The sequence below is a fragment of the Streptomyces hebeiensis genome (assembly GCF_052983195.1).
Map to the genome: position 1 here is coordinate 4,667,417 of NZ_CM129812.1, position 18,293 is coordinate 4,685,709.

Consider the following 18,293-nt stretch of genomic DNA (forward strand, 5'->3'; position numbering starts at 1 on the left):
GAACGACGGGGAATTCGGCAATCCGGGGGGCTTCTGGCCGTTAGGGGGCGCGCGACGTCGAACAAGCGTGTAGCTTGCCGGGTCAGGAGGCCGGGGGGCGCGGGGTCCAGCACGGAACGGGGCCGGCGGGGAGGGGGATTGTTCGATGGGCGTGCGGCTCATGGTGGTCGACGACCACAGGCTGCTGGCGGAGGCGCTCGCCTCGGCGCTCAAACTGCGCGGGCACCGGGTGCTCGCGGCGGCGGCGCCCACGGCGGGCGCCGCGGAGCTGGTGGTGAGCAGGGCGCCCGAGGTGTGCCTGATGGGCACGGCGGCGCCGGCGGAGCCGGGCGTCTTCGACCCGGTCGTACGGATCAAGCGGGAGCGCCCGCAGGTGGCGGTGGTGGTGCTCGGGCCGGTGCCGAGCCCGCGCGGGATCGCCGCGGCCTTCGCGGCCGGCGCCTCCGGTTACGTACGCCACGACGAGCGCATCGAGGGCGTCGAGCGCGCCATGGTGAAGGCGCGGGCGGGGGAGGCCGCGGTGGCGCCGCAGCTGCTCCAGGGCGCCTTCACCGAACTGCTCAACCCGGCGGCCCAGCCGGACGACGAGGGCCAGCGCCTGCTGCGGCTGCTCACTCCGCGCGAGGTCGAGGTGCTGGTACGGGTCGCGGAGGGCGAGGACACGCGGTTGATCGCGGCCGGTATGGGCATCGCGCCCAGTACGGCGCGGACGCATGTGCAACGGGTGCTGATGAAGCTGGGGGTGGGGTCGCGGCTGGAGGCGGCGGCCCTGGCCGCACGGACGGGGCTGTTGGAGCGCGCGGTGCTGATCAGGCGGCGCGGCGCCGGGGGCGCGGAGGCGGGGAACGGCGCGGGGCCTGGCGCGGGACCGCGTGAGGGGCGCGCGAGCTCTTAGCCCGCGTACGCCGATCCGCGCCACGATTCCAGGTCGCCCGGCCGGCCGCCACGACCCCGAGACGCCCGGACAACCGGCACGCCCCCGCAGGCACGGGCAACCGGCACGCCCCCGCAGGCACGGGCACGCCCTCCAGGCGACCGCCGCCACGCCTCCGGGGCAACCCGCGGCAGCTCGGGTCTCCCTGCCCCCGACCGCCCCACTGCGCCACTGCCTCATCCGTCACCTCGGCGTTGACCAGACTGTTGGGTTATGATTTCTTGTGTTCGGTTCTGTTGGGTGAGCGGGTAAGCGGTTCGGAGGCATCGACCGATGAAGAAGACGGTGACGAGGCTCGCCGACGGTCGCGAGCTGGTCTATTACGACTCCCGCGACGACGCCGTGCGCGGCGCCGTCGACCAGCGGCCCCTCGGGCCCACCTCGTCCACCTCCGAGGTGCGCCACGACGTCCTGCTCGGTGACTCGGTCGCCATCGCCTCGCACCGCCAGGGCCGTACGTACCACCCGCCCGCCGACGAGTGCCCGCTCTGCCCCTCCCGGGACGGCCGGCTCAGCGAGATCCCGGCGGACGACTACGACGTCGTCGTCTTCGAGAATCGTTTCCCCTCCCTCGCCGGGGACACCGGCCGCTGCGAGGTGGTCTGCTTCACCTCCGACCATGACACCTCCTTCAAGGACCTCACCGAGGAGCAGGCCGGGACGGTCCTGGAGGTGTGGACCGACCGCACCGCGGAACTGGCCGAACTGCCGCAGGTCGAGCACGTCTTCCCGTTCGAGAACCGCGGCGCCGAGATCGGCGTGACGCTCGGCCATCCGCACGGGCAGATCTACGCGTACCCCTTCGCCACCCCGCGCGCGAACCTGATGCTGCGCTCCCTGCGCGAGCACCGCGAGAAGACCGGCCGCAACCTCTTCGACGACATCGTCGAGCGCGAGCGCGCCGAGGGCACGCGGGTGGTGCTGGAGGGCGCGCACTGGATCGCCTTCGTGCCGTACGCCGCGCACTGGCCCTACGAAGTCCACCTCTACCCCAAGCGCCGGGTCCCCGACCTGCGCGGGCTGGACGACGAGGCGCGCACAGAGTTTCCACAGATCTATCTGGAACTGTTGAGGCGCTTCGACCGGATCTTCGGTGAAGGTGAACCGCCCACGCCGTACGTCGCCGCCTGGCACCAGGCGCCCTTCCGGGCGGCCGGACGCGCGGACTTCGCGCTCCACCTCGAGCTTTTCACCATCCGCCGCACTTCCGGCAAGCTGAAATTCCTCGCGGGTTCCGAATCCGGCATGAGTGTGTTCATCAACGACGTGCCGCCGGAGGCCGCGGCCGAGCGACTGCGAGAGGTAGCGAGCGAGTGAGCAAGAAGTACCTGGTCACGGGCGGTGCGGGATACGTCGGCAGCGTGGTCGCCGCGCATCTTCTGGAGGCCGGCCACGAGGTGACCGTCCTCGACGACCTCTCCACCGGCTTCCGCGAGGGCGTGCCCGCGGGCGCCGAGTTCATCGAGGGCCGGGTCCAGGACGCGGCCAAGTGGGTGGACTCGTCGTACGACGCGGTGCTGCACTTCGCCGCCTCCTCGCAGGTCGGCGAGTCCGTCGCCAGGCCCGAGAAGTACTGGGACAACAACGTCGGCGGTTCCATGGCGCTGCTCGCCGCCATGCGCGACGCCGGCGTGCGCACGCTGGTCTTCTCCTCCACCGCCGCGACCTACGGCGAGCCCGTCTCCACCCCGATCACGGAGACCGACCCGACCGCGCCCACCAATCCGTACGGCGCGACGAAGCTCGCCGTGGACCACATGATCGGCGGCGAGTGCGCGGCGCACGGCCTCGCCGCCGTCTCGCTGCGGTACTTCAACGTGGCGGGCGCGTACCGCACGCGCTCCGGAGCCACCGCCGGTGAGCGTCATGACCCCGAGTCGCACCTGATCCCGCTCGTCCTCCAGGTCGCCCTCGGCAAGCGCGAGTCGATCTCCGTCTACGGCGAGGACTACCCGACGCCCGACGGCACCTGCGTGCGCGACTACATCCACGTCGCGGACCTGGCCGAGGCCCATCTGCGCGCGCTGGACGCGGCGGTGGCCGGCGAGCACCTGATCTGCAACCTCGGCAACGGCAACGGCTTCTCGGTCCGGGAGGTCATCGAGACCGTGCGCGAGGTCACCGGGCACCCCGTGCCGGAGGTCGTCGCGGAGCGCCGGGCCGGTGACCCCGCCGTCCTGGTGGCGTCCGCCGGGACGGCCCACCGCCGCCTGGGCTGGACCCCGAGCCGCGCCGACCTGGCGGGCATCGTCGCGGACGCGTGGGCGTTCGCGCGCGGCGGGGAGGAGAACGAAGCGTGAGGAGAGACACGGGTGAGTGAGGCACGGCAGGGCGCGGCGGTCACGGGTACGGAGGCCGAAGGTACGGCGTCAGCGGACTCGGCTGTCTCGGGTACGGCTGTCTCCGGTGCTGAGGTGGCCGGCGCGGAGGTCGCGGACCCCGGGCCGGAGAGCGGGGACGCGATCGCCGCCCGGCGCGTCGCCGAGGAGTTCCGGGAGCTGTACGGCGCCGATCCGGACGGCGTCTGGGCGGCGCCCGGCCGGGTCAACCTGATCGGCGAGTACACCGACTTCAACGACGGTTTCGTGCTGCCGCTCGCGCTGCCGCACACCGCGCTCGCCGCCGTCGCCCGCCGCGCCGACGGGGTCCTTCGCCTGCACTCCGCCGATGTCTCCCAGGGCGTGGTCGAACTCGGCCCGGACGGGCTCGTGCCGGGCTCCGGCACCGGCTGGGCCGCGTACCCGGCGGGCGTCGTGCACGTCTTGCGCGGCGCGGGGCACGAGATACCCGGCGCGGACATCCACCTGTCCTCGACCGTCCCCACGGGCGCGGGACTGTCGTCCTCGGCGGCCCTGGAGGTCGTCACGGCGCTGGCCCTGAACGACCTGTACGGACTCGGTCTGCCGGCCGCCGAGCTGGCGGTCCTCGCGCAGCGCGCCGAGAACGAGTTCGTCGGCGTCCCCTGCGGCATCATGGACCAGATGGCCTCGGCGTGCGCCACCGCCGGGTACGCGCTGTACCTGGACACCCGGGACCTGGGCAGGCGTCAGGTCCCCTTCGACCTGGCCGCCCACGGTCTGCGGCTCCTGGTGGTCGACACCCGGGTCAAGCACGCGCTGGGCGACGGCGCGTACGCCGAGCGGCGCGCGGGGTGCGAGGCGGGCGCGCGGGCGCTCGGGGTGCGCGCGCTGCGCGACGTGCCGTACGGGGAACTGCCCGCGGCGCTCGACCGGCTCGCCGAGGCGGGCGAGAGCGACGACGTCCGCGCGTTCGTACGGCACGTCGTGAGCGACGACCACCGCGTGGAACAGGTCATCGCGCTCCTGGACGCCGGCGACGTGCGCGCCGTCGGCCCGGTCCTGACCGAGGGGCACGCGTCCCTCCGCGACGACCTGCGTGTCTCCTGCCCCGAACTGGACCTGGTGGTCTCCGCGGCCACGGCGGCCGGTGCCCTGGGGGCACGGATGACGGGCGGCGGCTTCGGCGGGTCGGCGATCGTCCTGGTCGAGGAGGCGGAAGCGGCGGCGGTGACGAAATCGGTGGAGGAGGCGTTCGCCGCGGCGGGGTACACGGCACCGAGGGTGTTCCCGGCGACCGCGTCGAGGGGCGCGCACCGGGTGCTCTGAGAGCGATTCGAAATGGCCGTTCTCAACCATTCACAACACTCTCCATGTCATTTATTGTCGACTTCTGTCTTTATTCGAACTTCAGACGCACGATAAACGGCCAGGCCATTCGAGTTCCGCGAATTACCTTCGGCTCCGCCCCCACGCCCGTACGCTGATGCACAGCACCGGTGGGGGCCGGTGCTGTTTCAGGGGTGGAGACAAGTCGGGTACGACGCCCGGGGCGGGGTGTTGGTCGGCAGGACGGCGGCGGCCGTACTGGTGACGGAGCACCCAACCGTTTCCCGGGCGCCGTGCCCCGCGCAGTCCGCTCCCCGCCGTCAGGGGGTTTGCGTTGGTACGTATCCGGGTTCTCGTGGTGGACGACCACCGCATCTTCGCCGAGTCACTGGCCGCCGCGCTCGCGGCCGAGCCCGACGTGGACGTCGCGGCGGCCGGCAGCGGCCCCGCCGCGCTGCGCTGTCTGGACCGGGCAGCGGCGGAGGGGCGCAGATTCGACGTGATGCTGGTCGACGCGGATCTCGGCGCGACGGCGGGGCCCGCGGGCGCGCCGTCGGCGCCGGGGCCGGCCGCGGGCCTGAACGGCGCGACGGTCATCGGCGCGACGCAGGCCGCACCGGGAGGACCGTTCGCCGGGCACGGCCCGGGTCCGCTCGGCGGCCCGGGCGCGGGCCCCGGTGGGAGCCGCGGCGCGGGGTACGGCCCCGGACCGGTCGTCGGCCACCGGGCGGCGTACGGTGCGGGTCCGGCGGCGGCGTCGTACGGCGCCGGACACGCCACGGGGCAGGCGGGCGGGCAGCTCCCGGCCGCGGCCGGTGGTCCGGTCGTCGGGGGACCGGTCGGCGGCGGACCGGTCGGCGGCGGACCGGTCAGGATGCCCGTCGCGCGGGCCGTCCCGGACGGCGGTGAACAGGCCCTGGTCGACGGCATCGCGCTCGTCGCCGGCGTCCGCTCCGCGCAGCCCAACGTCCGGTCGGTCGTCCTCGCCGAGAAGGACGACCCGCGCCGGGCCGCCCTGGCCCTCCAGGCGGGAGCCTCCGGCTGGGTCGCCAAGGACTGTTCGCTCCAGCGGCTGCTCACCGTCGTGCGGGGCGTGCTGCGCGACGAGACCCACCTGCCGCCCGCCCTGCTCACCGGCGTCCTGCGGGAACTGACGGCCGCCCGCAAGCACCGCACCGACAGCGAGCGGCTGGTCGAGTCGCTCACCCCGCGCGAGCGCGAGGTCCTGCGCTGCATGGTGGCGGGGCTGGGGCGCAAGGCCGTCGCCGAGCGCCTGTTCCTCTCGCCCCACACGGTCCGTACGCACATGCAGAACGTGCTCGGCAAGCTGGGGGTGCACTCGACCCTGGCCGCCGTCGCACTGGCCCGCCGGGCCGGCGTGGGCCCCGCCGAGGCGCCGGAGCAGCCCCTGAGGTCGGTCCCGTGATCGTCGGCGGGCTCCCGGCGCCGGGCATCCGGGCGGGCATCCGGTCGTACTGACGGTCCCGCCGGCCCTCAGCCGGGAATATTGTCGAACGGGGCGGTCAACTGCCGTAGCAGCGAGGCCAGTTCGCCGCGCTGCTGGCGGGAGAGCTCGGCGAGGATCGCGCGCTCCTGCTCCAGCAGCCCGGCGAGCGCCTGGTCCGCGCGGTCCCGCCCCTCGGCGGTCAGCCGGACCAGTACACCGCGCCGGTCGCTCGGGTCGGGTTCCCGCTCGACCAGGCCCTTCTTGGTGAGCCGGTCGATGCGGTTCGTCATCGTGCCCGAGGTGACCAGGGTCTGGGTCAGCAACTGGCCGGGGGAGAGCTGATACGGGTCGCCCGCGCGCCGCAGCGCGGTCAGGACGTCGAACTCCCACGGCTCCAGGCCGTGCTCGGAGAACGCGATCCGCCGCGCGCGGTCGAGGTGGCGGGCCAGCCTGCTGACCCGGCTGAGCACTTCGAGCGGCTCCACGTCGAGGTCCGGGCGCTCCCGGCGCCAAGCCGCGACCAGACGGTCGACCTCGTCCTCCATGACGATCAGTGTAGAGGGTCTGTCGACATGAAGTCTCTTGACGTCAAGAGATGTGGGCGGCATGGTGGTCGACGCCGGGCGCCCGCCCGGCCGCGCCGTACCCGCGACAGGGGCAAGACCATGCGTTCCGCGCCGCGTTCCACACCGTCGTCAGGCCCGAACCCAGGCCCGAACCCAGGCCCGTCCGCGGGTCCGTCGGACCACCCGGACACCACTCCGGCCGCCGGATCCGGCCGGGACACCGGGGCGGCGGGCGCCGCGGCGCCCGCCGCGCCCACCTGGGACCCGCACCAGTACCTGCGCCACTCCGGGCACCGGACACGCCCCTTCCTGGACCTCCTCTCCCGCGTCCCCGAGCCCCCGCGCGGCGCCGACGGGACGGTCAGGATCGCCGACATCGGCTGCGGCCCCGGCAACGTCACCGCGCTCCTCACGGACCGCTGGCCGGCCGCCCGCGTCACCGGCTTCGACAACTCCCCGGAGATGCTCGCCAAGGCGAGGAAGGACTACGAGGGCCCCACGGCCGGCGGCGGCACCATGGACTTCCGGGCCGCCGACGCGACGGCCTGGACCCCCGACGAGCCGTACGGCCTGATCGTCTCGAACGCCGCGCTCCAGTGGGTCCCCGGGCACGCCGACTCCTTCCCCCGCTGGATCGAGGCCCTGGCGCCCGGCGGCACGTTCGCCTTCCAGGTCCCCGGCAACTTCGCCGCCCCCAGCCACGCCCTCCTCGCCGACCTGTGCGCCGCCCCGCGCTGGCGCGACCGCCTGGCCACCGCCGTCCGCAACCGGGCGGCCGTCCTGGAGCCCGCGGACTACCTCGCCCGCCTGCTGGACCTCGGCTGCGCGGTGGAGGTCTGGGAGACCACCTACCTCCAACTGCTCACCGGCGAGGACGCGGTCCTCGACTGGACCAAGGGCACGGCCCTGCGCCCGGTCCTCACCGCGCTCGCGGACGACGAGCAGGCGGCGGCGGACTTCACCGAGGAATACCGGGCCCTCCTCCGCACCGCCTACCCCCCGACCCCGCACGGCACGGTCTTCCCCTTCCGCCGCGTCTTCGCGGTGGCCCGCACGGCGGCCTGACAGCCGCGACGCGACAGTCACCCATTCTGGTGATCGTCGGTCGATCCACCCTCGGTGACGCGACGGATCCGTAGCGTCACGGTGTCGCTTGTGCCGTAGTGGTGCCTGCGCCCAAACTGATGGAGGAGGTGCTTCACGATGACCGCTCTCGCACATGAGGTGATGCCGGTGACGGACAACACGCCCACGCCGGTCCCCGAACTGGACGAGATCCTGTGGCAGACGTGGAAGACCATGGAACTCCCCGAGGGCTACCGGGCCGAGATCATCGAGGGAACCATCGAAGTGTCGCCAACCGGTCGTCGTCGTCATACCGTTCTCATCAACCGTCTCCGCAGGGCGCTGGAGGCCCACCTTGAGGGCGGTGACCACGCGGTGTGGCATGACGGCAACGTCATCCACCGCCGGAAGGTCTGGATCCCCGACCTGTTCGTCGCCCCAAGGGACCTGGACGAGATCCCCGACGAGGAAAACCTCGGCGTCGACGCGGCCGGCGTCGCCATGGTCATCGAGGTCGTCTCGCCCGGGCAGCGCAACACCGAGCGTGACCGGGCCCGCAAACGCCGGGAGTACGCCCGCGCGGGTATTCCGCTGTACGTCCTCATCGACGACTTCGACGAGGACGGCACGGTCGTCGTGCTGGCGGGCCCCGACACCCGGAAGGGTATCTACGCCGACGAACACCGCGTCTCCTATGGCACGGACGCCGTGATCCCGGAGGGCCCCGCCAAGGGTTTCGCCATCGACGAGGCGATCACCCGGGCCTGACAGGGCCGCGGACTGCCCGGCGTCAGATCTTCCGGTGCCCTATCAGCCGCGGCTTCGGCTCCAGGTTCTCCAGCCCGTGCCACGCCAGGTTCACCAGGTGCGCCGCCACCTCCGACTTCTTCGGGCGGCGCGCGTCCACCCACCACTGGCCTGTCAGCGCCACCATGCCCACCAGGGCCTGCGCGTACAGCGGCGCCAGCTTGGGGTCGAAGCCGCGGGCCTTGAACTCCATGCCCAGGATGTCCTCGACCTGCGTGGCGATATCGCTGATGAGCGACGCGAACGTGCCCGTCGACTGGGCCACCGGCGAGTCCCGGACCAGGATGCGGAAGCCGTCCGTGTACCTCTCGATGTAGTCGAGGAGCGCGAACGCCGCCTGTTCCAGCAGCTCACGGGGGTGGCCCGCGGTCAGCGCGCTGGTGACCATGTCCAGCAGCTGGCGCATCTCGCGGTCCACCACCACCGCGTACAGCCCCTCCTTGCCGCCGAAGTGCTCGTACACCACCGGCTTGGAGACCCCCGCCTTCGACGCGATCTCCTCGACCGACGTCGCCTCGAAACCCTTCTCCGCGAAGACCGTGCGGCCGATGTCCAGCAGTTGCTCGCGGCGTTCCGCGCCGGTCATACGGACCCGGCGGGCGCGCCTGCCGCCCGGGGTCCGGGTCTTCTCGGGGCCGCTCTTGCCGCTCGTACCGCCTTCTATCGCCACGGTGCCCATCATGCCGGGTGCGACGACGTGGCCTTGCGCCGGGAGTCGAGACGTGCCTCGCTCGGCCAGCGGACGTCCGTCGCCCAGCCCAGCAGCTCGAACCAGCGGATCAGCCGCGCGCTGGAGTCCAGCTGGCCCCTGAGCACGCCGTGCCGGGCGCTCGTCGGGTCCGCGTGGTGCAGGTTGTGCCACGACTCGCCGCAGGAGAGCACCGCCAGCCACCACACATTGCCCGACCGGTCCCGGGACTTGAACGGCCGCTTGCCCACCGCGTGACAGATCGAGTTGATCGACCACGTCACGTGGTGCAGCAACGCCACCCGAACCAGTGACCCCCAGAAGAACGCCGTGAAGGCGCCCCACCACGACATCGTCACCAGCCCGCCCACCAGGGGCGGCACGGCGAGCGACACGGCCGTCCACAGCGCGAACTGGCGCGAGACGGCGCGCAGGGCCGGGTCCCTGACCAGATCCGGCGCGTACTTGTGCTGGGGCGTCTGCTCCTCGTCGAAGAGCCAGCCGATGTGCGCCCACCACAGCCCCTTCATCAGGGCCGGCAGTGTCTCCCCGAACCGCCACGGCGAGTGCGGGTCGCCCTCCGCGTCCGAGAACCTGTGGTGCTTGCGGTGATCCGCCACCCACCGCACCAGCGGGCCCTCGACAGCCAGCGACCCGGCCACCGCGAGCGCGATCCGCAGGGGCCGCTTCGCCTTGAACGAGCCGTGCGTGAAATGGCGGTGGTAGCCGATCGTCACGCCATGACAGCCGATGAAGTACATCCCCGCCATCAGCCCCAGGTCGAGCCAGCTCACACCCCCCCAGCGCCAGGCCAGCGGGACGGCCGCCAGCAGCGCCAGGAAGGGCACGGCGATGAACAGCATCAGCGCGATCTGCTCCACCGACCCCTTGCTGTCGGCCCCCATCGTCGCCGAAAGTGTCGATCCGGACTCGTTGGGTGACGGGGTGGAGGAGTCGTCGAGTACGTCGGGAGGTGTCGTCATGAGATCCCCTGGGGACGGTGAAGAGGGTGGTGATGAAGGTGATGAAGGGGAGCGGTGTGGGCGGTGGACGAACGAGTGGGGCGAGGCGTGGGCAGGACCGGAGAGGTGACGCCCAAGCGGGGCGGATGCCAGGATGTCGGGATACGGGTGCGTAACCTACGGCATCGTAAGTATGGCAGCGTGCGGCGTCGCGGCAACCAGCCTGTGGATAACGTCCGGCGAAGGGCGCCTATCCTTGGTGCGTCGGACAGCGCGGTCCGCCCAGACCGCCGGACGGTCTGAACTCTCCAGAAACCTCCAGACGTGCTCAAACACTGCAAGGAGCCGCACCTGTGAGCAGTGCCGACCAGACCCCATCCGCCAGCCCGGAGCTGCGCTCCGACATCCGCCGTCTAGGTGACCTGCTGGGCGAGACGCTCGTCCGCCAGGAGGGACCCGAACTGCTGGACCTCGTCGAGCGGGTACGCGCCCTCACGCGCGAGGACGGCGAAGCCGCCGCCGACCTGCTCGGCCACACCGATCTGGAGACCGCGGCCAAGCTGGTCCGCGCCTTCTCCACCTACTTCCACCTGGCCAACGTCACCGAACAGGTGCACCGAGGCCGCGAGATGCGCGAGCGGCGCGCCGCCGAGGGCGGCCTCCTGGCCCGTACCGCCGACCGGCTCAAGGACGCCGACCCCGAGCACCTGCGCGAGACCGTCAAGAACCTCAACGTGCGCCCCGTCTTCACCGCGCACCCCACCGAAGCCGCCCGCCGCTCCGTCCTCAACAAGCTCCGCCGGATCGCCGAACTCCTCGAAGCACCCGTCATCCCCTCCGACCGGCGCCGCCACGACCTGCGGCTCGCCGAGTGCATCGACCTGATCTGGCAGACCGACGAACTGCGCGTCGTCCGCCCCGAACCGGCCGACGAGGCCCGCAACGCCATCTACTACCTGGACGAACTCCACGTGGGCGCGGTCGGCGACGTCCTGGAGGACCTCGTCGGCGAACTGGCCCGCGTCGGCGTCGAGCTGCCCCCCGGCACCCGCCCCCTCACCTTCGGCACCTGGATCGGCGGCGACCGCGACGGCAACCCCAACGTGACCCCCCAGGTCACCGGCGACGTGCTCATACTCCAGCACGAACACGGCATCACCGACGCCCTCGAACTCGTCGACCACCTGCGCGGACAGCTCTCCAACTCCATCCGCTACACCGGCGCCACCGACGAACTGCTCGCCTCCCTCCGCGGCGACCTCGACCAGCTGCCCGAGATCAGCCCCCGCTACAAGCGCCTCAACGCCGAGGAGCCCTACCGCCTCAAGGCCACCTGCATCCGCCAGAAGCTCGTCAACACCCGCGAACGCCTCGCCAAGGGCACCCCGCACCAGAGCGGCCGCGACTACCTCGGCACCGCGGAACTCCTCGACGACCTCACCCTCATCCAGACCTCCCTGCGCGAACACCGGGGCGGCCTCTTCGCCGACGGCCGCATGGACCGTACGATCCGCACCCTCGCCGCGTTCGGCCTCCAGCTCGCCACCATGGACGTGCGGGAACACGCCGACGCCCACCACCACGCCCTCGGCCAGCTCTTCGACCGGCTCGGCGAGGAGTCCTGGCGCTACACCGACATGCCGCGCGAGTACCGGCAGAAGCTCCTCGCCAAGGAACTCCGCTCACGCCGCCCGCTCGCCCCCACCCCCGCGCCCCTCGACGCGGCGGGCGAGAAGACCCTCGGCGTCTTCCACACCATCCGCCAGGCATTCGAACGCTTCGGCCCCGAAGTCATCGAGTCCTACATCATCTCCATGTGCCAGGGCGCCGACGACGTCTTCGCCGCCGCCGTCCTCGCCCGCGAAGCCGGCCTGATCGACCTGCACGGCGGCTGGGCCAAGATCGGCATCGTTCCGCTCCTGGAGACCACGGACGAACTGCGCGCCGCCGACGTCATCCTCGACGAGATGCTCGCCGACCCGTCCTACCGCCGGCTCGTCTCCCTGCGCGGCGACGTCCAGGAGGTCATGCTCGGCTACTCGGACTCCTCCAAGTTCGGCGGCATCACCACCTCCCAGTGGGAGATCCACCGCGCCCAGCGGCGGCTGCGCGACGTCGCCCACCGCCACGGCGTACGGCTGCGCCTCTTCCACGGCCGGGGCGGCACCGTCGGCCGCGGCGGCGGCCCCTCGCACGACGCGATCCTCGCCCAGCCCTGGGGCACGCTGGAGGGCGAGATCAAGGTGACCGAGCAGGGCGAGGTCATCTCCGACAAGTACCTGATCCCCTCCCTCGCCCGGGAGAACCTGGAACTCACCGTCGCCGCCACCCTCCAGGCATCCGCCCTGCACACCGCGCCACGCCAGTCCGACGAGGCGCTCGCCCGCTGGGACGCGGCCATGGACACGGTCTCCGACGCCGCCCACTCCGCGTACCGCCGGCTGGTGGAGGACCCGGACCTGCCCGCGTACTTCTTCGCCGCCACCCCCGTCGACCAGCTCGCCGACCTGCACCTCGGGTCCCGCCCCTCCCGCCGCCCCGACTCCGGCGCCGGACTCGACGGGCTGCGGGCCATCCCGTGGGTCTTCGGCTGGACGCAGTCCCGGCAGATCGTGCCCGGCTGGTTCGGCGTCGGCTCCGGCCTCAAGGCACTGCGCGAGGCCGGCCCCGCCGCCGTCCTCGACGAGATGCACGAGCACTGGCACTTCTTCCGGAACTTCATCTCCAACGTCGAGATGACGCTGGCCAAGACCGACCTGCGGATCGCCCGCCATTACGTGGAAACACTGGTCCCCGAGGAGCTGCGGCACGTCTTCCACACCATCGAGGCCGAGCACGAACTGACCGTGCGGGAAGTCCTGCGGATCACCGGCGGCCAGAAGCTGCTCGACTCCAACCCCGTCCTCCAGCAGACGTTCGCCATCCGGGACGCCTACCTGGACCCGATCTCCTACCTCCAGGTCTCGCTGCTGGCCCGGCAGCGCGCGGCGGCGGGGCGGGCCGAGGCCCCGGACCCGCTGCTGGCACGGGCGCTGCTGCTCACGGTCAACGGCGTGGCGGCCGGCCTGCGCAACACCGGCTGACCAGGGTCCCCCGCGCGGGCCGGGCCGATGCCGGGCCCGCGCGGGGACGGCCGACGTCCGGCCCCACCGGATCCGCGACACCACAGCCCCGGCGTCCGGGGGCCGCACCGGGGAACGGGGGCGTTCACACCTTTCGTCCGGGGGCGCACGGCCTCCTACAGCGCGAGGAACGCCGCCAGCAGCAGCGCCCCGCCCGCCACCGCCGCGCCCCACCCCGTACGCGTCAGACGCAGACCCCCGCCGATCACCACCGAGGCCAGCAGCAGCGCCCCGCCGAGCGGCACCCACGCGTACAGCAGCCCCGCCGTGCCGGTACGGACCAGCTCGTCCGTGTCCGGCTTGCGCACCACCGCGAACCGCTCGCCCTTCTTCACGGCGACCGACTCCTCGATCCGCATCCCGTCGCGGGGGCCGCCGGGCCCCTCCGGGGCGTACGGACCGGTGCAGACACCCTCCGCGCAGGACGCGACCGTGAGCGTGCCGTGCTCACGGCCCTTGGACAGCACCACATGCTGGGCGTCACTCCACGACGACCAGACACCCGCGACCAGCAGCGCGAGGGCCACGCACCCCATCAGGACTCGGCGGCCGAACGACAGCACCCGACGGGAGGACCCCCGTCCCCGCTTCATCCGCTTCATAGCCGGGGATCCTTGGCCATGGGGATGCGCTCGGTCAACTCATGGCCGGCACATGTGCGGACATGTAAGACGTTGTACGGACGGCCGCCGTATACGGCCGCCCTCCGCACAACGCCCACGACCACCGGTACGCGCCGATGGCCGCACCGCGGCCCTCACCCGCTCAGGAGTTGTACGCGCTCTGCGCGCGCTCCAGCCCCTCCGTCACCAGGGCCTCCACCGCGTCCGCCGCCCGGTCGACGAAGTACGCCAGCTCCTTGCGCTCCACCGACGAGAAATCCTTCAGCACGAAGTCCGCGACCTGCATCCGGCCCGGCGGCCGGCCGATACCGAACCGCACCCGGTGGTAGCCCGGCCCCATCGCCTTCGTCATCGACTTCAGACCGTTGTGACCGTTGTCGCCGCCGCCCAGCTTCAGCCGCAGCGTGCCGTAGTCGATGTCCAGCTCGTCGTGGACCGCGACGATCCGCTCCACCGGCACCTTGTAGAAGTCCCGCAACGCCACGACCGGACCACCGGACAAGTTCATGTACGAGGACGGCTTGGCCAGCACGACCCGACGGCCCGCCGGCCCCGGCGGCCCGATCCGGCCCTCGATCACCTGCGCCTGCGCCTTCTGCGCCCGCTTGAAGGAGCCGCCGACACGCTCCGCGAGCAGGTCGGCCACCATGAAACCCACATTGTGGCGGTTGTCCGCGTAACCGGGGCCCGGGTTCCCCAGCCCCACGACCAGCCACGGGGCATTGGCATCCGTCGTCATCCGCGCCGCTTCTCCTCGCGTGATCGCGTACCGGCCTGCCGGCCGGCCGTCCTACTGGCGTACTCGTACCGGCGCGGACGCGGCTCGAGGAGCGCGTCCGCACCGATGGGCGACGCCCGTACCGCGACGGCGGCGAGCACCGCGGGGACACGAGCGATGTACAGCAACGGGGTGACGGACCGGCACCGGCCCGCCACCCCGTGGGGCACAGCGCGAGGATCAGGCCTCGGCGCCCTCGCCCGCACCCTCCGCGGCCGGCTCCTCCGCCTGCGCGGCCAGGACCTGGAGGACGACCGCGTCCTCGTCCGTGACCAGCGTGGTGCCGGACGGCAGCGGGACGTCCTTCGCGAGAACCGAGTCACCCGCGTCCAGGCCCGCGATGGAGACCGTCACCGACTCGGGGATGTGCGTGGCCTCGGTCTCCACGGTCACGGTGTTGAGCACGTGCTCCAGCAGGTTCGCACCCGGCGCCAGGTCACCCTCGGTCTGCACGGCCACCTCGACCGTGACCTTCTCGCCGCGCTTCACCGCGAGCAGGTCGATGTGCTCCACGAAGCCCTTCAGCGGGTCACGCTGCACGGCCTTCGGGATGACCAGCTCGTTGCGGCCCTCGATGTCCAGGGAGATCAGGACGTTCGACGTCTTGAGCGCCATCATCAGGTCGTAGCCCGGCAGCGTCACGTGCACGGTGTCGGCGCCGTGGCCGTACACCACCGCGGGCACCTTGCTGGCGCGACGGGCACGGCGCGCGGCGCCCTTGCCGAACTCGGTACGGATCTCGGCGCTGATCTTGACTTCAGCCATGGCTGCACTCCTCGTAGAAGGTGACGGTGGACAACGGTCACCCGGCCACGACCGGCCTGCTACGAAGAGCGCGTCGATAACGGACCGCCGCACACACGGGTGCGGCCTCCCTCGCCGAGCAACTCCACGAGTCTACCCGGCGGGGGAGGCCGCCCAGAAATCGATCATTCCCACCCGGCGCCGGGGCGGAAAAGCCAGGCCCGGAGGCCGGAGCCGGGGCTGTGCCCGGGGCTACGCCCGGCCCCGGCCCGCGGCTACGCCTCCTCGTCGAAGAGGCTGGTCACCGAGCCGTCCTCGAACACCTCACGCACCGCACGCGCGATCGTCGGCGCGATCGACAGCACCGTGATCTTGTCCAGGTCCAGCGTGACCGGATCGGGCAGCGTGTTCGTGAACACGAACTCACTGACCTGCGAGTTCTTCAGACGATCGGCGGCGGGCCCGGACAGCACCCCGTGCGTCGCCGTCACTATGACGTCCTCGGCCCCGTGCGCGAACAGCGCCTCCGCCGCCGCGCAGATCGTGCCACCGGTGTCGATCATGTCGTCCACCAGCACACAGACCCGGCCGTTCACGTTGCCCACGACCTCATGGACGGTGACCTGGTTCGCCACGTCCTTGTCCCGCCGCTTGTGCACGATCGCCAGCGGCGCGCCCAGCCGGTCGCACCAGCGGTCCGCGACCCGGACCCGGCCCGCGTCCGGGGAGACGACCGTCAGCTTGGAGCGGTCCACCTTCGCCGCCACGTAGTCCGCCAGGACCGGCAGCGCGAACAGGTGGTCCACCGGGCCGTCGAAGAAGCCCTGGATCTGGTCCGTGTGCAGATCCACCGTCAGGATCCGGTCGGCGCCCGCCGTCTTCATCAGATCGGCCACCAGCCTGGCCGAAATCGGCTCCCGCCCCCGGTGCTTCTTGTCCTGCCGCGCATATCCGTAGAACGGAACGATCACCGTGATACTCCGAGCGGAAGCCCGCTTCAGAGCATCGATCATGATCAACTGCTCCATGATCCACTTATTGATCGGAGCGGTGTGGCTCTGGATCAGGAAACAGTCCGCACCGCGGGCCGACTCCTGATAGCGCACATAGATCTCACCGTTGGCGAAGTCGAAAGCCTTGGTCGGAACTATGCCGACACCCAGCTGATGCGCGACCTCCTCGGCCAGCTCGGGGTGGGCGCGGCCGGAGAAGAGCATCAACTTCTTCTCGCCGGTCGTCTTGATCCCGGTCACAGCACTGTCTCCTCGGACGTGTTGATGGCCGCTGCACCCGCGCGTCCCTGCGAGCCAGCCGAATCGTGCAGATATCACGGTACGCCGAGAATGGCGCGCCCGTTTTCGGTCAGTCTTCCGCGGCGACGCTGCCGGGCGCTGAACCAGACGCGGACCGGGCGGCCTCGGCGGCCTGCGCGGCGGCGCTGCCGGGACGCTTCCGGGCCACCCAACCCTCGATATTCCGCTGCTGCCCCCGGGCGACGGCCAACGAACCCGGCGGGACGTCCTTCGTGATGACCGAGCCGGCCGCCGTGTACGCACCGTCCCCCACCGTGACAGGAGCCACAAACATATTGTCCGACCCCGTCTTGCAGTGTGAACCGATCGTCGTGTGATGCTTCGACTCACCGTCGTAGTTCACGAAAACACTCGCCGCGCCGATGTTCGTGTACTCACCGATCGTCGCGTCACCGACGTACGACAGATGAGGCACCTTCGTCCCCTCACCGATCGACGCGTTCTTCATCTCGACGTACGTACCCGCCTTCGCCCGCACGCCCAGCCGCGTACCCGGCCGCAGATAGGCGTACGGGCCGACCGACGCACCCTCGCCCACCACCGCGCCGTCCGCCACCGTGTTGTCCACCCGGGCGCCCGCACCCACCGACGTGTCCCGCAACCGCGAATTCGGCCCCACCTCGGCACCCTCGGCGAGATGAGTCGACCCCAGCAACTGCGTCCCCGGGTGCACCGTCACGTCCTGCTCGAACGTCACCGACACGTCCACCCGCACCGACGCCGGATCCACCACCGTCACACCGGCCAGCATCGCCCGCTCCAGCAACCGCCCGTTCAGCAGCCGCGACGCCTCCGCCAACTGCACCCGGTTGTTGATCCCCACGATCTCCCGGTGATCACCCGCCACACAGGCCCCCACCCGGTGCCCGGCCTCCCGCAGAATGCCCAGCACATCCGTCAGGTACTCCTCACCCTGACTGTTGTCCGTACGGACCTTCCCCAGCGCATCCGCCAGCAGCCGCCCGTCGAACGCGAACACCCCCGAATTGATCTCCCGGATCGCCCGCTGCGCCTCCGACGCGTCCTTGTGCTCCACGATCGCCGTCACCGCACCGGACACCTCGTCCCGCACGATCCGCCCGTACCCCGTCGAATCCGGCACCTCGGCCGTCAGCACGGTCACGGCGTTCCCGTCGGCCGCGTGCGCCCCGGCCAGCGCCCTCAGCGTCCCGCCCGACAGCAGCGGGGTGTCACCGCACACGACGACCACGGTCCCGTCGGGCGTGCTGCCCAACTCCTGCAACGCGATCCGCACCGCGTGCCCGGTGCCCCGCTGCTCCGCCTGGTACACCGTGCGCACACCCTCGTACGAGGCGGTCACATGCCCCTCGACCTGCTCGCGCGCATGCCCGACGACCACGACGAGCCGCTCCGGATCGAGCTCCCCGGCGGCGGTCACGACATGGCCGACGAGCGAACGCCCGCAGACCTCGTGCAGGACCTTGGGGGTCTTCGACTTCATGCGGGTTCCTTCACCCGCTGCGAGGACGACTACGGCTGCCGGGCGGTTGGCGCTCACGGGAATGCCCTTCGGCTTCGGGTGGTGGACAACCGCAGGATACCGGGGGGTTTCGGGGCGGAAACGTGTACGGGTCCCGACCGGTGAAGTCGGGACCCG

At 71.7% G+C, this 18,293-nt stretch carries 15 protein-coding genes and 2 pseudogenes; 9 read left to right on the plus strand and 8 right to left on the minus strand.

The features are described from left to right. Nucleotides 1–145: 145 nt before the first annotated feature. The 6 genes and pseudogenes from ACU6P3_RS20140 to ACU6P3_RS20165 all read left to right on the plus strand — a co-directional run. Nucleotides 146–895: a response regulator transcription factor gene (locus tag ACU6P3_RS20140; RefSeq protein WP_447193509.1), complete on the plus strand. Its 750-nt coding sequence runs from the start codon at nt 146–148 to the stop codon at nt 893–895. A 312-nt stretch (nt 896–1,207) separates the two neighbouring features. Next, nucleotides 1,208–2,251, plus strand: a complete 1,044-nt coding sequence (galT, locus tag ACU6P3_RS20145; protein ID WP_447193510.1) for a galactose-1-phosphate uridylyltransferase — start codon at nt 1,208–1,210, stop codon at nt 2,249–2,251. After that, complete coding sequence (gene galE / locus ACU6P3_RS20150; protein ID WP_344278191.1) at nt 2,248–3,234, plus strand: UDP-glucose 4-epimerase GalE; 987 nt, start codon at nt 2,248–2,250, stop codon at nt 3,232–3,234. Before galT ends, galE begins: the two co-directional genes overlap by 4 nt. Nucleotides 3,235–3,396: 162 nt before the next feature. Beyond that, on the plus strand, nt 3,397–4,560 hold the full coding sequence (galK, locus tag ACU6P3_RS20155) for a galactokinase (RefSeq protein WP_447197979.1): 1,164 nt from the start codon (nt 3,397–3,399) through the stop codon (nt 4,558–4,560). Between the two features lie 334 nt (nt 4,561–4,894). Next, nucleotides 4,895–5,134 (plus strand): annotated as a pseudogene (locus ACU6P3_RS20160) (response regulator); the annotation flags it as partial. Between the two features lie 282 nt (nt 5,135–5,416). Then, nucleotides 5,417–5,986, plus strand: a pseudogene (locus ACU6P3_RS20165) (LuxR C-terminal-related transcriptional regulator); the annotation flags it as partial. Nucleotides 5,987–6,054: 68 nt separating this feature from the next. On the opposite strand, the gene ACU6P3_RS20170 reads toward ACU6P3_RS20165, so the two are convergent. Next, complete coding sequence (locus ACU6P3_RS20170; protein ID WP_030747828.1) at nt 6,055–6,552, minus strand: MarR family winged helix-turn-helix transcriptional regulator; 498 nt, start codon at nt 6,550–6,552, stop codon at nt 6,055–6,057. 120 nt (nt 6,553–6,672) lie between these two features. Between ACU6P3_RS20170 and ACU6P3_RS20175 the strand changes: the two genes are divergently transcribed. Next, on the plus strand, nt 6,673–7,638 hold the full coding sequence (locus ACU6P3_RS20175) for a trans-aconitate 2-methyltransferase (RefSeq protein ID WP_447193511.1): 966 nt from the start codon (nt 6,673–6,675) through the stop codon (nt 7,636–7,638). 138 nt (nt 7,639–7,776) lie between these two features. After that, on the plus strand, nt 7,777–8,406 hold the full coding sequence (locus ACU6P3_RS20180) for a Uma2 family endonuclease (RefSeq protein ID WP_030747822.1): 630 nt from the start codon (nt 7,777–7,779) through the stop codon (nt 8,404–8,406). Between the two features lie 22 nt (nt 8,407–8,428). On the opposite strand, the gene ACU6P3_RS20185 is transcribed toward ACU6P3_RS20180, so the two are convergent. Beyond that, on the minus strand, nt 8,429–9,124 hold the full coding sequence (locus ACU6P3_RS20185; RefSeq protein ID WP_447197980.1) for a TetR/AcrR family transcriptional regulator: 696 nt from the start codon (nt 9,122–9,124) through the stop codon (nt 8,429–8,431). Further along, nucleotides 9,124–10,116, minus strand: coding sequence for an acyl-CoA desaturase (locus ACU6P3_RS20190; protein ID WP_447193512.1), 993 nt, complete (start codon nt 10,114–10,116; stop codon nt 9,124–9,126). Before ACU6P3_RS20190 ends, ACU6P3_RS20185 begins: the two co-directional genes overlap by 1 nt. A 332-nt stretch (nt 10,117–10,448) precedes the next feature. Here ACU6P3_RS20190 and ppc point away from each other — a divergent pair, with 332 nt between their 5' ends. Beyond that, nucleotides 10,449–13,178, plus strand: a complete 2,730-nt coding sequence (gene ppc, locus ACU6P3_RS20195; RefSeq protein ID WP_447193513.1) for a phosphoenolpyruvate carboxylase — start codon at nt 10,449–10,451, stop codon at nt 13,176–13,178. A 155-nt stretch (nt 13,179–13,333) separates the two neighbouring features. Here ppc and ACU6P3_RS20200 read toward each other — a convergent pair whose 3' ends face one another. The 5 genes from ACU6P3_RS20200 to glmU all read right to left on the minus strand — a co-directional run bounded on the left by ACU6P3_RS20200 (nt 13,334) and on the right by glmU (nt 18,194). Then, nucleotides 13,334–13,819 carry a hypothetical protein gene (locus tag ACU6P3_RS20200; RefSeq protein ID WP_447193514.1) on the minus strand — a complete coding sequence of 162 codons (486 nt, stop codon included), beginning with the start codon at nt 13,817–13,819 and terminating at the stop codon, nt 13,334–13,336. A 163-nt stretch (nt 13,820–13,982) separates the two neighbouring features. Further along, nucleotides 13,983–14,579, minus strand: a complete 597-nt coding sequence (gene pth, locus ACU6P3_RS20205) for an aminoacyl-tRNA hydrolase (protein ID WP_447193515.1) — start codon at nt 14,577–14,579, stop codon at nt 13,983–13,985. A 219-nt stretch (nt 14,580–14,798) separates the two neighbouring features. Then, a complete protein-coding gene (locus ACU6P3_RS20210; protein WP_447193516.1) occupies nt 14,799–15,383 on the minus strand; it encodes a 50S ribosomal protein L25/general stress protein Ctc in 585 nt (194 codons plus the stop codon). Nucleotides 15,384–15,637: 254 nt separating this feature from the next. Beyond that, nucleotides 15,638–16,615: a ribose-phosphate diphosphokinase gene (locus ACU6P3_RS20215; RefSeq protein ID WP_030747803.1), complete on the minus strand. Its 978-nt coding sequence runs from the start codon at nt 16,613–16,615 to the stop codon at nt 15,638–15,640. 109 nt (nt 16,616–16,724) lie between these two features. Next, nucleotides 16,725–18,194: a bifunctional UDP-N-acetylglucosamine diphosphorylase/glucosamine-1-phosphate N-acetyltransferase GlmU gene (gene glmU / locus ACU6P3_RS20220; RefSeq protein ID WP_447193517.1), complete on the minus strand. Its 1,470-nt coding sequence runs from the start codon at nt 18,192–18,194 to the stop codon at nt 16,725–16,727. Nucleotides 18,195–18,293: the final 99 nt, after the last annotated feature.